Source organism: Lacibacter sediminis, assembly GCF_014168535.1.
In the GTDB taxonomy this organism is placed as follows: domain Bacteria; phylum Bacteroidota; class Bacteroidia; order Chitinophagales; family Chitinophagaceae; genus Lacibacter; species Lacibacter sediminis.
Window position 1 is genome coordinate 394,849 of sequence record NZ_CP060007.1, and the last position, 14,365, is coordinate 409,213.

11 protein-coding genes are annotated in these 14,365 nt (G+C 41.1%); 4 read left to right on the forward strand and 7 right to left on the reverse strand.

The window, feature by feature from the left end; genetic code table 11:
- Nucleotides 1-93: 93 nt before the first annotated feature.
- From H4075_RS01855 to H4075_RS01865, 3 genes are read right to left on the reverse strand one after another with little or no spacing between them, the layout of a single operon-like run.
- Nucleotides 94-705 carry a hypothetical protein gene (locus H4075_RS01855; RefSeq protein ID WP_182803599.1) on the reverse strand — a complete coding sequence of 204 codons (612 nt, stop codon included), beginning with the start codon at nucleotides 703-705 and terminating at the stop codon, nucleotides 94-96.
- The gene (locus tag H4075_RS01860; protein ID WP_182803600.1) at nucleotides 692-1,183 is read right to left on the reverse strand and encodes an RNA polymerase sigma factor; all 492 of its coding nucleotides are present in this window, start codon (nucleotides 1,181-1,183) and stop codon (nucleotides 692-694) included. Before H4075_RS01860 ends, H4075_RS01855 begins: the two co-directional genes overlap by 14 nt.
- 38 nt (nucleotides 1,184-1,221) lie before the next feature.
- The gene (locus tag H4075_RS01865; protein WP_182803602.1) at nucleotides 1,222-2,067 is read right to left on the reverse strand and encodes an alpha/beta fold hydrolase; all 846 of its coding nucleotides are present in this window, start codon (nucleotides 2,065-2,067) and stop codon (nucleotides 1,222-1,224) included.
- Between the two features lie 135 nt (nucleotides 2,068-2,202).
- Here H4075_RS01865 and H4075_RS01870 point away from each other — a divergent pair, with 135 nt between their 5' ends.
- The gene (locus tag H4075_RS01870) at nucleotides 2,203-2,892 is read left to right on the forward strand and encodes an aspartate/glutamate racemase family protein (RefSeq protein WP_182803604.1); all 690 of its coding nucleotides are present in this window, start codon (nucleotides 2,203-2,205) and stop codon (nucleotides 2,890-2,892) included.
- Between the two features lie 87 nt (nucleotides 2,893-2,979).
- On the forward strand, nucleotides 2,980-4,920 hold the full coding sequence (locus tag H4075_RS01875; protein WP_182803606.1) for a M1 family metallopeptidase: 1,941 nt from the start codon (nucleotides 2,980-2,982) through the stop codon (nucleotides 4,918-4,920).
- Nucleotides 4,921-4,982: 62 nt separating this feature from the next.
- Here H4075_RS01875 and H4075_RS01880 read toward each other — a convergent pair whose 3' ends face one another.
- The 3 genes from H4075_RS01880 to H4075_RS01890 form a co-directional block, all read right to left on the reverse strand.
- A complete protein-coding gene (locus tag H4075_RS01880) occupies nucleotides 4,983-5,753 on the reverse strand; it encodes a DUF2490 domain-containing protein (RefSeq protein ID WP_182803608.1) in 771 nt (256 codons plus the stop codon).
- Between the two features lie 25 nt (nucleotides 5,754-5,778).
- Nucleotides 5,779-6,867 carry a metallophosphoesterase gene (locus H4075_RS01885; RefSeq protein ID WP_182803609.1) on the reverse strand — a complete coding sequence of 363 codons (1,089 nt, stop codon included), beginning with the start codon at nucleotides 6,865-6,867 and terminating at the stop codon, nucleotides 5,779-5,781.
- Nucleotides 6,868-6,950: 83 nt separating this feature from the next.
- Nucleotides 6,951-9,731, reverse strand: coding sequence for a TonB-dependent receptor (locus H4075_RS01890; RefSeq protein WP_182803611.1), 2,781 nt, complete (start codon nucleotides 9,729-9,731; stop codon nucleotides 6,951-6,953).
- A 161-nt stretch (nucleotides 9,732-9,892) separates the two neighbouring features.
- Here H4075_RS01890 and H4075_RS01895 point away from each other — a divergent pair, with 161 nt between their 5' ends.
- The gene (locus H4075_RS01895; RefSeq protein ID WP_182803613.1) at nucleotides 9,893-11,347 is read left to right on the forward strand and encodes a RapZ C-terminal domain-containing protein; all 1,455 of its coding nucleotides are present in this window, start codon (nucleotides 9,893-9,895) and stop codon (nucleotides 11,345-11,347) included.
- A gap of 144 nt (nucleotides 11,348-11,491) precedes the next feature.
- The gene (locus H4075_RS01900) at nucleotides 11,492-12,226 is read left to right on the forward strand and encodes a nucleotidyltransferase family protein (protein WP_182803615.1); all 735 of its coding nucleotides are present in this window, start codon (nucleotides 11,492-11,494) and stop codon (nucleotides 12,224-12,226) included.
- A gap of 230 nt (nucleotides 12,227-12,456) precedes the next feature.
- Here the strand turns inward: H4075_RS01900 and H4075_RS01905 are convergent, their stop codons facing one another.
- Nucleotides 12,457-13,632 carry an acyltransferase family protein gene (locus H4075_RS01905; protein ID WP_182803617.1) on the reverse strand — a complete coding sequence of 392 codons (1,176 nt, stop codon included), beginning with the start codon at nucleotides 13,630-13,632 and terminating at the stop codon, nucleotides 12,457-12,459.
- Nucleotides 13,633-14,365 lie beyond the last annotated feature (733 nt).

A 14,365-nucleotide genomic window follows, 5' to 3' on the forward strand; every position in this document is an offset into this window, starting at 1 on the left:
TGGTGAATAGTCAATTGTTAATAGGCAACAGCAAATAGGTTTCAACTCCTGTTGCAGAAATGCGGCAGGAGTTTTTTATGTAGCATACCTATTTTACTCCGCTGCTTTCAACTGCTCCTCAATCAACTTCAACTCATCCATAATTCCTTTTAACCGCTTTTCTTCTTTTGCTAAAATGCGTTTACCGAGAATAAAATATGCATACAGCATCCAGCCGCAATACACAACAATCAGCAGAATAATATAACCGATCGGCCGGCCATGCACCACTTCTAAAAAATACAAACCCATGCCTAAATTCAAAAAGAAAAAGTAGAGCGGCTTGTTCCATTGAATCTGCTTTTTACGAAAATTGTAATAATCTTCCCATTGTTGCAAATGTTGAGCAGGTGGTAATGTGTCATCAATCAAACTCACTTTGTAAGCGGTGAAAAGTGTAAGAATGGATTGTAACAAAACAGTAGTAACAATGATCCACACCGCAATATGTGTAACCACCCAAGTGAGTTTTACATTGCTGAAATAAATGGTCCAGGTGATAAACGCAACGGTAAAGAATAAGGTGATACCACCAAACAGTAACTGCCGGAATAATTTTGTCCTCGTATCTTTAGATTGACGGGTAATGGCCTGCAGGTCCACTGTCTTTTGTTCAGCCGGTTTCGACTGTTGCCACAAATCTTTTAATGCATCAAAGTCTTTCATAACTGCTATAAATTTCGCTGAGCTGTTTTTTAATCCGGTGAATTTTTACACGCAGGTTATTTTCAGTAATACCGGTGATCTCGGCAATCTCTTCATAAGGTTTGTCTTCGAGTACCAGTGTAATGATCAGTCTGTCTGTTTCAGCTAGTTTGCTGATGCATTTGTACAGTAACTGTACTTCCTGTTCTTTGTTGCGTTCATCATCCGGTACCATTGCTAATCGTTCTTCATCGGCATCTACAAACTGTTCGTTCTTTTTGCGCAGATGTGTTAAACAGGTGTTGGCAGCGATGCGGTAGATCCAGGTACTCCATGCTGCATCACCTCTGAACTTGTCCATATTCTTCCACACTTTCACAAAACTTTCCTGCAACAGATCCTCGGCCAGCATCGCATCGCCGGTATAACCAAGACATAGTTTGCGTATACCGGGAGCGTATTGGTTATACAATGCTGTAAACTGTTCTTCCTGTTTCATTCGGCGGTAAGATAATATTGAAATTGATACCGTAGAATTTATTGTAAGAAGGCATCCACTTTTGCATAAAACCATTCAGGCACATCATACATGATAAAATGTTTGCTGTTGGCTACTTCAATGGTTTTGTTGGGAACTTTTCTGAACTGGTGATTCAACATTAAATGACTGTTTGCCTCCGTGCCATAAATGCTACCGAGCACCAATACCGGTTGTTTGATCTTTGCAATTTCTTCACGCAGATCGGTAGTTGATATTTCAACAATAGTATAGCCTAATGTTTTACGATCGCATTGTGAACTCCAGGTTGCAATTTGTACTGCACGGGCTGTATCTCTTACCTGGTAAAGCATCGCACCCGTCATATTCTTTACATAATTTTCATTCGGGATCATTTCAAAATTCTTTGCTACAGCTTCCGGGTTAAACTGTGGATTCTTTTTCAATGCTTCTGCATTAGCAGTGGTGTCAGCAACTGCTGAAACAAACGGTAACCCATCCACGCAAATGATCTTTCCAAACAGATCGGGTTCCACACTGCTCACCCACAAACTCATAAATGCTCCCAAACTATGACCGATCAGTATTGGTTTATTCAGCTTTTTTGTTTTTACATAATTGATGAGTTCATTGCGAACTGTTTTCAGAATAGGTGTATCCAGTTTTGGTACGCCTGCATAACCTGCAATGGTAATTACATGGCATTCGTAACGGTCTTTGAGGTGAGCAACGGTCTCATTCCAAACCTCGCCGCTGCAACTGTAACCGGGAATTAAAATGACGGGCTTGCCTTTGCCGGTAACTTCCACTTTAAAGGCATTGTTTTGGGCATTTACTTGAAAGATGATCAGGCTGATGATTAAGAGGGCGAATACTTTTTTCATGATTATGTATTTAATAAAAGCTTGTTTTCGTGATTTACAGCTATTTGATGCAGGCGCAGAATAATTATTACAGAAATTGAAAAAAATATTTTTTACCGGGAGGAGGAAGCCTGAACGCTTTCTTAACTTCATTCGATGAAAACAATCGGACTCATCGGTGGAATCACCTGGCTTTCAACATTGGATTATTATCGCTTGCTTAATCAAAAGGTAAACGAACAGTTGGGTGGCGTGCATTCTGCACAGATATTGCTCAGCTCTGTTGACTTTGATGAAATAAAACGATTGACTCTGGCCGATGATTGGAATGGGTTGGCAAACATGATGAGCAGGGAGGCCAACCGATTGCAACAGGCCGGCGCCGATTGTATTTTAATAGGCGCCAATACCATGCACAATATTGCAGAAGCTGTTCAGGCATCGATCCGTATTCCTTTAATCAATATTGCTGTTGAAACAGGAAAGGAAATTCAAAAACAACAATTGAAGAAAGTGGTATTGCTTGGTACGAAGTATACAATGCAGCTTCCGTTTTATAAAAATGTGTTGGCAAAGCAGGGAATTGAAACGATTATTCCCAACGAGGCAGAGATGGAATACATTAACACGGCTATTTATGAAGAGATGGGCAAAGGAATTTTTCTGCCCGAACAGAAAACGGAAATCATCCGCATCATTGATGAACTCAAAAACAAAGGTGCCGAAGGCGTGATCTTGGGTTGCACCGAAATTCCTATTCTTATTAAACAGGAAGATAGTCCCATTCCGGTGTTTGATACCGCGGCGATACATGTAAATGCAGCTGTACGGTTTGCATTGAGCTGAGACGTAGAACCATTGTGCCTTTTAACAAAATATTCTTTCCCATATTGGTAAAGCTTCGTTTCTTTAGCGCTATTATTAATCACAACTATGAAGAGATTCTTTTTTCTGGCAGTGAGTGTGTGTTTTACCACTGTATTGCTTGCACAGAGTAAGTACGATCATCGTGAAGCATTTCATCCGTTCTTCTATCCAAATTTTGGAAATGAATACAGGAGTGCAAGCGGACAGCCCGGGCCAAAGTATTGGCAGAACCAGGCTAATTATAATATCAAGGCAACCATCGATCCTGAGAAACATACCGTAGGCGGTACGGTTGCATTACAGTATGTAAACAACAGTCCCGATGAGTTAAGTTTTCTCTGGTTACAACTCGATCAGAATATTTACCGCAAAGATTCACGTGGCTCCGCAACTACCACAACCTTAGGTGGACGATGGGCAAATGGCGAGTTTACTGAAGGTCACATGATCCAATCCGTTAAAATTGAACAGAACGGAAAACTGACTGATGCAAAATACCAGGTAACAGATACACGCATGCAGGTTTGGTTACCGGAAGTTTTAAAGAATGCCGGTGCGTCTGCAAAAGTTGTGATCGAATACAAGTTTACGGTTCCAGAATATGGAACTGATCGTATGGGTCGTTTGAAACAAAAAGATGGCTGGGTGTATGAAGTGGCCCAATGGTTTCCACGTGCATGTGTGTACGATGATATTAACGGATGGAATGTAAATCCCTATTTAGGTGCAGGTGAGTTTTACCTCGAGTATGGAACAATTGAATACAGCATTACTGCACCATCGAATATGATCGTTGTTGGTAGTGGTGGTTTGATGAATGCGGAAGAATGTTTTACTGCAGAGCAGATCAAACGTTGGGGCGAAGCCATGAAGAGTGATAAAACAGTGGTGATCCGTTCGGCAGATGAAGTGAACAAAGCCACCTCACGTCCGGGTAATCCATTCACCACCTGGAAGTTCAAATGTGAAAACACAAGAGATGTGGCATGGGCAGCAAGCACTGCATTTATCATGGATGCAGCACGTATGAATTTACCCAGCGGGAAAACGGCTATGGCAGTAAGTGTGTATCCAAAAGAAAGTGCATCAAAAAAAGACGGCAACGATTGGCGTCGTTCAACCGAATATACAAAAGCAAGCATTGAGTTTTACAGTAAGTATTTATATGAGTTTCCTTATCCTGTTGCAACCAATGTGGCAGGTATTGTAGGTGGTATGGAATATCCAGGTATTGTGTTTTGCAGTGCTGGCGCAACAGAAAGCGGTTTGTTTGGTGTAACAGACCATGAGTTTGGGCACACATGGTTCCCAATGATCGTTGGCAGCAACGAACGCAAATTTGCATGGATGGATGAAGGGTTCAATACATTCATCAATATCCTTTCAAGTGAAGCATTCAATAATGGTGAATATAAAGATGCGCCAAGTGTAAGTGGAATGGCGAATTATATGTTTGGTGACAAAATGGATGGTATGCTTAATGGTGCTGATGTGTTACAACAAGGAAATCTTGGTGTGGCTGCTTATTTTAAACCGGGCATGATGTTGTATGTGTTGCGCAATGAAGTACTCGGTGCAGAACGTTTCGACAGGGCGTTGAAAGAATATGTGCGTCGTTGGGCATTCAAGCATCCAACCCCTTGGGATTTCTTTCATACCATTGAAAATGTATCCGGTGAAGATCTCAACTGGTTCTGGCGCAGCTGGGTATTGAACACCTGGAAGTTTGATGTGGCGGTGACTGAAGTGAAGCCTGTGAATGAAGGCGGCATCAGCGGTGTTACCATTAAATTACAACTGCTTGAAAAAATGCCCATGCCTGTAACAGTAAAGGTTGTTGATGTAAATGGTTTTGAGCAACTCATTAAATTACCGGTAGAAGTTTGGCAGCGTGGTGATACCTGGAGTTTTCCTGTTGCAACAAAAGCTGCAGTGAAAGAAGTGATCGTTGATCCTGACATGCGGTTACCCGATATGAATCCTGCAAATAATAAATGGGAGAAATAAACTAACCGGACAAAAAGAATCCCCGATCAATGATCGGGGATTCTTTTTATTTGCGACAGCTGTTAAAGATTGATATTAAAGAAGCTGTTGAGGATAAAACCATTGTTGTGTTGAAATACATTTCGTCCACCGATCTCTCTTCCTAATTGTAGTATCTGATTGATGTATCCTGCTTCCAGTCTCAACTTAGGTGAAAAGCGATAACCAAGCAACAAACCAAAACGGTTCTGATCAAAAATATTTTCGTTCACATTCTTACCAAAGCCCACCAGTATTTCATCATATGCAGCCACATACGGTTCTTTATCTTCCAGCGTTTTCCCTTTTAATGATTGTTGCAAGCGCAACATGTAACGGGCCCGGTTCATAAACAACCAATCATCGGGTTTTGCAGATGTGGCAGAGTTGTAGCGTGGTAGCCAACGTTGCTCCAGCATGATTCGGTGGCTTAGGTCAAGTGAACCTGTTCGTTGAGTAAGCGTTGCTACTTCATACATACGATGTTCCGAAAATGTTTTCCCAAATGCATTGATGGGATAATCACCATAAGCATAGGTTTCGGCCCATGCATAACCCATCCGCAACGTAGTGTTACTGTTTGCATGATAGTTAACACCGGTGCGTAATAAACTTTGTTGCCAGGTTGTAATATAATTTTCTCTTCGCCATTGGTATTCTAAATGCGCACTCCATTTTTTATTGAAAGAAAATGTACCTATACCGGAATACCAGCCAATACTGTTATTGTCTCTCAGTCTTGTGTTTTGTGCTGAAGCTGTTACTGCAAAAAACATAAACAGAACTACTGCAAAAAGATGGATCGATTGTTTCATGGCCCGCAAAGGTAAAGGCAAATGATTAAATAAGCAGATCGCTCAGTTTCATCTCTTCGAGTATTTCACGAATAGAGTTGTTATCTTTCTTTTTCCACTTAATGAGGCGAATCATACTATCAGCTATTTCAATACCGGTAATATCGCCGTCACTGTAACAACAACATCCTGTATTAAAATAAAAAGGTTTCATTTTAATGTAATTCTTGTTTACATAGTCGTATTCTTCCTGGCGGAAGCGGATCTCTTTATTGAGTTTCTCTATTGTAGCTTCATCAGCTTTTTCTCTTGCATGAATGAGTTGTTTGTACAAACGCTCAAGATGTGTGAGTGATGCAAATACCGGTTGATGTGTATGACCTGTAATAAGAACAGGATTTTTATCCTGTTTGCTCCACTCATACATAAAGCGGTTGTGTACGCTTTTTAATGCGTTGTTTGTAGCAGGTGTATTGGGATTCAGGTTGAGATAGCTCTGCAACGGTGCCCATATTCTTGAAACAAACCATGCACTGAATACATTGCCATCACTTTGCCCATCGCCCTGGTGACCATGTGTGAGAAAGATATCAAGCTTTGTATTGTTGATGGTTGTTTGCAATACAATTCCTTCATAGATCTTCACAGTTTCTTTATACATGCTCAACAGGTGCAGCGGTGCAAATGGATCGTTGTTCCAGAATACATCATGGTTGCCGTATACTTTGGCGAAACGTTTTTCAGTAAGAAATTTTTTTTCTGCTTCTGTTGTGCGTTTGTTCTTTGATTTCACTGGCCATACTGTATTCTCCCAAAGTTCTTCACTATCGCCCAACGAAATAAAATGAAAGCCAGCGAGGTAATAATGATCCAATGCAGCAAGGTAGTTTGGTTCCGCCATCATAAAATCATCACTTCCATTCTTTGCGCCTTTGTGCTGGTCACTAAAAATGATGAACCGATCTGTAGCTGCATTCATCGGTAACAACAATCCTTTCTTCCCCGGATGTTCAAGTGTATTTGCATACAATTTTGTCAACGCTTCATGCACCCGTTGAAGATCAGGTCTGCTTGAAAAACGATCAGCAAGTCGGGCAACGGGTTTGGTGAAAACAGATTGTAAGAAACGACGCATGATTAAAATTAGCGATTCAATATTTACCAATAAAAAAAGCTGATGCGTTATAGCATCAGCTTTTAAGTATTCATTTAAATTTATCAGAGTTGTAGACCGAGGCGCAGGAAGAAACGCATACCGTTACCACCCATTTGCACAGCATCCCAAGGACCACCCGTTTCATTATTAAATGCCCAGCCTTTTGCACCGGGTGCAACACCAAGATCAGGATGAACATTGAGTAAATTATCAATACCGCCAAACAAAGAGATCTTACTGTTGATCTTATAACCGAGATAAAGATCTGTTACCAGTTTGCCACTGTAGTTATACAGATCAGGAACATACTTGTTTGGATCTGCATCAGTTGGTACTTGCGGGTTTATACCCAAGCCATCTTCACCATAACCATACAGATCAACTTTGCCGAAGTAAGTTAATCTTGTTCCAACGGTCAGGTTCTTGTAGCCATATTCAAAATTGAACCCGAATTTTGTTTTTGGCGCTGATGCAAGAATAAACTTACGTTCACGGTCATTTAAGAACGTTGAACGTAGAAAAGCAGAGCCGCTCAGTTTAGCAGGAACATTTATTTTGTCGATGGTCATTTCCTGGAAATTGCCGGTGAATAATGCACGGAAGTTTTGTGAGCCCCAACGTTTGTTATACTCCATCACCACATCAATTCCTTTGTTGGTTGTGTTTACTGCATTGGCAAAGAACTGTGCATAGCTCACATTCAATGCCTGGAGACGTGCTGCTAATGTTGGATCAAGGTTTGAATCAAAGGCATCAAACTGTCCGCTTAACACTACACGGTCTTTTACTTTTACTAAGTAACCATCAATGGTAATACTGAAATCACTAACGGGTTTCCAGGTAAAACCTAAACTTACATTGGTACTCTTCTCTTGTGTGAGATCAGGAATGCCTGCCAGTTTTGCTAACTCACTATAGTTGGGAGCAATTTTTACTTCAGCAATATTGCCACCTTGTACGGTTGTGAATGTTGAGCTGAAATTGATCTGTTGTAACGATGGTGCACGGAAACCTGTACTGAATGATCCACGCACGTTGAAAGTTGGTGCCAGCTTTAAACGTGTTGCTACTTTGTAATTGTGTGTAAAACCAAAGTCGCTGTAGTTTTCAAAACGTGCTGCAATAGTTACTAAGAAATTCTTTGTAATGTCAAACTCCATATCGCCATAAGCACCAAGCACAGAACGTTTGGCGGTTACTTCATCAGCGGGTTGGTAGCCGGGAAAACCCTGTGCTCCACCGGCAACATACACATCATAACCTGCATCATATTTATTTGGATCGAAATTTTTGTACGATGCTTCTTCGCCGGCATATAAGTTGTAACGTTCATAACGATACTCAGCACCAAAAGCAAGATTAGTTTTTGCATTCAGCTCTTTACTGAAATTGACATTCAATGTATTTTGTAAAAAGCTAAAACCACCATCATCAAAATGTGTTTGATTTGGTCCGAGTGAAGCATTAAACGTTTTATCGCCATAGAAATGAAAATTGTTACGGCCGATTGTATTGCTGATATCCCAATTCAAACCACCAGTTGAAGTTCCTTTAACACCTGCAGCCATCGAGAAGTCATTTACGTTTGTTTGAATGTGCGGACTGAAGGTTGTATCATCAGCCGTTACTTTCATGATAGATGGAACATAGATCAGGTTCCAGTTATTATCAGTGGGGAAACGTTCGGGTCTTGCACTCCAGTTACGGGTGAATGCATAGGCATCTGATTTCTTTCCGTTATATCCACCAAACGCATAGAAACTTGTTTTGCCTTTGATCGGAATTTCTGCATTCAGAAATGCACCACCTGCCGTGAGCGAACCATCACCATGTCCACGACGGTAAATATTGGTGTACATAAAATCAGGACTGTTTTCATTTGTCTCCAATGCCTGACGATAAGTTTTTCCCTGGCTTAAGAAATTACCGGTAAGGTTGATGAAACCTCGTTCTCCAACTTTGAAGCCATAATTGGCATTTACAGTAAACGCATTCCCATCCACAGCGCCATCATGTACATATAAGTTTTGTTCTTTCTTAAAATGAGGATTATATTTTTTATCGTAGTAGCCACTGTAACCAATATTTGCATTGAATTTATTTACGGTTTCTTTCAATACAATATTGATGACACCTGCAATAGCATCAGAACCATATTGTGCAGAGGCGCCATCACGCAACACTTCCACACGATCAATGGCGCCAACAGGAATAGCACTGAGATCTGTTCCTGAATTACCACGGCCTCTTGTACCAAACACGGCAATAAATGCTGTTTGATGACGACGTTTGCCATTGATGAGTACCAATGTTTGATCGGGACCAAGACCACGCAATGTTGCCAGATCAATATGATCGGCACCATCACTGCCACTTTGTTTATTATAGTTGAAAGAAGGAGCTGCATAATTCAGGATAGATGTTACATCCATTCTTGCAGTTGGTAATGCAGCCTGCCCGATGTTCACCACATCAACCGGAACAGGTGTTTCTGTTTTAGCTCTTCCCAAACGGCGTGTACCGACCAATACCACTTCGCCCAGATCAGTTGAACCTGTTTCCAGACTGATGTTCATAGTAGTGTTCGATCCAACCTTTTCTTCTATTGTTTTATAGCCAACAATACTGAACACCAGCACATCGGTTGCTGCTGCTTCAATACTGAAATTGCCATCTTTATCGGTAGAGGTTCCCGTTCTTGTTGATTTGATGAGTACCGATACATCTTCAAGCGGGTTGCCGCTTTTATCGGTTACTTTACCACGCACGGTTTGTTTTTGTGCAAATACGGGGACGAACAGCAACAGGAGGGCTGCTGTTAAGAAATGTTTCAGCTTGATCATCGGTAGTTAGTTTGATTGTGTATGTTGAAATTAAAAAATATATAGCACTGTCGAAAACTAATTCTGCGAAATGTAGAAAACAGCAATTAAAGCAAAGTGTATTTTAATTGAGACGTTTGCTGTCTTTTCATTTTCATTTACTTTTACCGCAATCAATTTATATGCAAGAAACAATGGAACAGGTTGCTGCTTTATATACTGCAACGTTTGGGGCTTCGCCCGAAAGCATCGACAAAGTGCCGCAGAGCGGAAGTGACCGGGTTTATTATCGTGTTACAGGACCTGTGGTGTGCATTGCAACAACCAGTAAAAACATTAAGGAAAGTCAAACCTTTCTTCAGTTCAGTAAACATTTTCAGCAGAGAGGTTGCCCGGTACCTTCTATTTATGCAGTAAATGAGGAAGAAACAATCTACCTGCAGGAAGATTTTGGCGATGTATCGCTCCTGAATGAACTCGAACAACATGGGTATAATGATCATGTGTATGCGTTGTTTCAACAAAGTCTGCAGCAACTGGCACACATGCAGATCAAAGGGCATAAAGATTTTAATTATGATTGGTGCATTACGTCGAGAGAGTTTGGACGACAGGCCATCGTATCTGATTTACTTTATTTCCGGTATTACTTTTTCGATACGTTGAAAATTCCTTACGATAAAGAAAAGCTGATTGAAGATTTTGAAGACCTGAGTATTTATCTCACCCGTGTGGATCATAAATATTTTATGTTCCGTGATTTTCAAAGCCGGAACGTAATGGTGAAAGAAGGAAAAGTGCATTTCATCGATTACCAGGGTGGTATGAAAGGAGCAGTGCAGTATGATGTGGCTTCCCTGCTTTGGCAGGCAAAAGCAGAGTTGCCTGATGAATGGAAGAACAACCTGTTGGAGTATTATATGGATTGCCTGGAGAATGTGTTGCAGAAAGAAATTGACCGCACCAGGTTTGTAAGTCAGTACAACGGTTATGTGCTGATCCGTTTGTTGCAGGTGCTTGGTGCTTATGGTTTCCGTGGATTGTTTGAACGGAAAGCACATTTCTTAACAAGTATCCCATTAGCATTACGAAATCTTAAATGGTTTTTGAGTAACCGGCATGTTGGTATCAAGCTGCCTGAATTTGAACGTATCCTAGGGTTGATGGTGGAGGATGAAGTGATTCACCGGTTTGAACCACCGAAAGCAACTGATGAAACGCTATTGGTTGTGCGTATCAACAGCTTCTCGTATAAATCAACCGGTATCCCTGTTGATGAAACAGATAATGGCGGCGGCTTTGTGTTTGATTGCAGAGGTATTTTAAATCCCGGACGAATAGAAGAATACAAAACACAAACGGGCAGAGATAAAGCAGTAAAAGATTTCCTGGAACAACAAACAAAGATGCCGCAGTTTTTAAACAGCGTATATAACATCATTGATATAGCTGTTGAAGATTATATGCAGCGCAACTTCGCCAACCTGCAGATCAGTTTTGGATGCACAGGTGGTCAACACCGCAGTGTATATGCTGCTGATGCACTGGCCCGTCATTTAAAAAATAAGTATGGGGTGAAGATCGAATTGAAACATGTGGTGCAGGATGCAAAGAACTGGATTAATAAAACGTATTGAAAGGTGAGGGGGTGAATGGTGAGTGGTGAGTGGTGAATGGTTGCAAGTTACAGGTTGTGAGTTGTTGCTCACTTCGGCGCAGAGAAGAGAGGAAAGGAGTTTAATGCAGAGTTTATCAGTTACACAAGATTAATTACAGCGAGTATGAAGGCAATGATTTTTGCAGCGGGCTTAGGTTCACGTTTCAAACCATGGACGGATCATCATCCTAAGGCATTGGCATTGGTGAATGGCAAATCATTGCTGCAACGCAATATTGAATACCTCCAACAATATGGTATTACCGATGTGGTGGTGAATGTGCATCACTTCGCTGACCAGATCATTGAAGCAGTTGAAAAAAATAAGGGTTGGGGAAGTAATGTGATCATCAGCGATGAACGGGATGAAGTATTGGAAACAGGAGGAGGTTTGCTGAAAGCAAAACATTTACTGAAAGGTGATGAGCCATTTGTTACGATCAATGTAGATATTCTTACTGATCTGAATCTTCATGATCTGCTGGCTTTTCATCAACAACACAAACCACTCATTTCATTTGCTGTTACCAATCGAAAGACGGCACGTAATTTTTTGTTTGATGAATCGAATAAATTGTGCGGCTGGCGAAATGTAACAACCGGTGAAGAAAAAGGCCCCGTGCTTTCTTATACAGAAGAAGAAAAGCAAAAGCTTATTGAGAAGGCCTATAGTTGTGTGGTTGTGTTTGAACAACGCTTTTTTTCATTGGTGAAACAAAGAGGTAAGTTCTCTTTAACTGAGCCTTATCTTGATCTTGCTGCAGATCATACGATTCTTGGGTATGATCATAGTGGAGATAAGTTGGTTGATGTGGGGAAGCCGGAGAGTGTGGCGGTGGCGGAAGCAAATTTTCAATAAGCTGTATTTGTAAGTATCTCAACTGACAGTAACCTCATTTTGTTTTTATTCTAATGCTTGTTCTTTTGTCTTGACACAAAAGAACCAAAAAGTCAAGCAGGAACATATTACCCCCATGTTCCTGCGAATGCCTTGATGAAGCAATTGTACTACTGTGGTGAAGAGCTATTGTGCTCCCACGATCATCCTATGTGCAACATCATGAGTTTATTATTATCTTCTTTCTTTCATCACACTTTGATGTAAATCTTTTTCTTATCCAGCCAATAACAAATGGCCCAGTATATGATGATCATTGAGATGGCGTAAACGAGAGAGCCGTTTTCGGGAATGCCGGGAACCTGTTTGCAGATGTTTTCATAGAACCATCCGAATGGAGAAAGGTATTTCGGTAAGCCTTCATCATTCAAACCATTGGGAATACGGATCAAACCTAATGCTCTTGGTAAGAAGCCACTCAATACAAAAATGAACAACGGATTTTTGCCAAACACATCAAAGAATTTCAGAAGAAATCCTTTTGCTTTTTTTATTTCGATAAAGTAAATCATGGCAGCAATGGTGTAGATGGCCAGTCCTGTTGTATAAATGGTATAAGAGCTGGTCCATATTTTTTTGTTGATGGGGAATACCATATCCCATGCAAGCCCGGTAACAGTGAGGATGGTTGCTGTAACAAACAGCGAAGCGATCATTTGGTAAGATCCATTGGTATTGTTTTCATTTGTGTTACCCCTTTTCTGAATGTAATCACCAACGAGGTAGCCAAAGATCACCTGTACAATGGCAGCGAACGTGCTCATCAATCCTTCGGGGTCAAAGGGCACTCCTTCGCCTGTATATAAGTGAGCTTCGCCCAGTATACTTTTATCAATGCTGTTGCCAAACCATCCAATGAGACTAAACAAATCTCCGGGTGTACCCAATACTAAACAAAGCATCCAGTAAAGCAATAATAGAACAGCAGCTGTTACAAAGGCACCACGTTGTTTGAAATAATAAACGATCACTGATGCAAAAAAGTAACAGAGTGCAATGCGCTGCAATACGCCCATGATGCGGAGATTGTGCAGCGACTTTATTTCTAACCCATCCCCATTCCATTTTACAAAAGGACTCCAGTTCAATATCAAACCAATCAGAAAAATGAGCAGGGTTCGTTTGATCACTTTTTTCCAGAAGATGCCATCGCCTCCCTGTTGCAGCTTGGGCATTACAAAGGCCATGGCATTACCTACTGCAAAGAGGAAAAACGGGAACACCAGATCAGTGGGTGTAACACCATGCCAGGGAGCATGTTTTAACGGTGCATAAATATGGCTCCAGGAACCGGGGTTGTTTACCAGGATCATGAGGGCCACGGTGGCACCACGGAAAACATCGAGGGAGTAGAAGCGTTGGTTCAAAGCAGTTGTTTGATTGATACTATGAAAATAGGAATGGTTGCGTAAAACCGAATAAGTTTTTGAGGGGCGGGTGAGCCACCCTGAAATCAGGGCGGGTGACTCACCCTGGTGAGGCATTTGGCCATGTCGTCTTTTTACGTCCGATACGCTTTAAGTACGCTTTATCCAGGGAGTATAGTGGTAGTATGGCACTATTTGATGCCACGAATTACACGAATTTTCACAAATATGGTTGCTCACAGATCATGGGGATTTACACGGATCGGGAAAGCTTTGAGTTTCCCGAGAATTTACCTGTTCAGCACTTTCATTGGTTATCAGTTTATTTTTACACTAAGTGTAAAATATTATTTTTTCCTGATTGCGCTTCAACCGTTAACTTGCAGCAGTATCAACAGATGGGAAATTTTCAGAAGAAATCAGAAAGGGTAGTGAGGCTGTAACTGTCTAAAGGACATATATTTGCAACTATGGAAACGGTGCCGGAGCACCAGCGTAATGTATTGTGGAACCTAACAACCAACAAAAGTCTGCTGATAAGCAGTGTATATAAATTATTGATGGAGGGTAAATGAGCCTTTTGGCTTGTTTGCCCTTTTATCGTTATACGTTTTTGATATTTATTGGTGCTCAGTCTTTTTTTAGTTCGATGTGACTGAGGTGGCGAAGCTTTGTAGTAAATTAGCTGAAAGCTGGTAGTTGATGGTTCATAGTTCATGGTTCATAGTTGTAA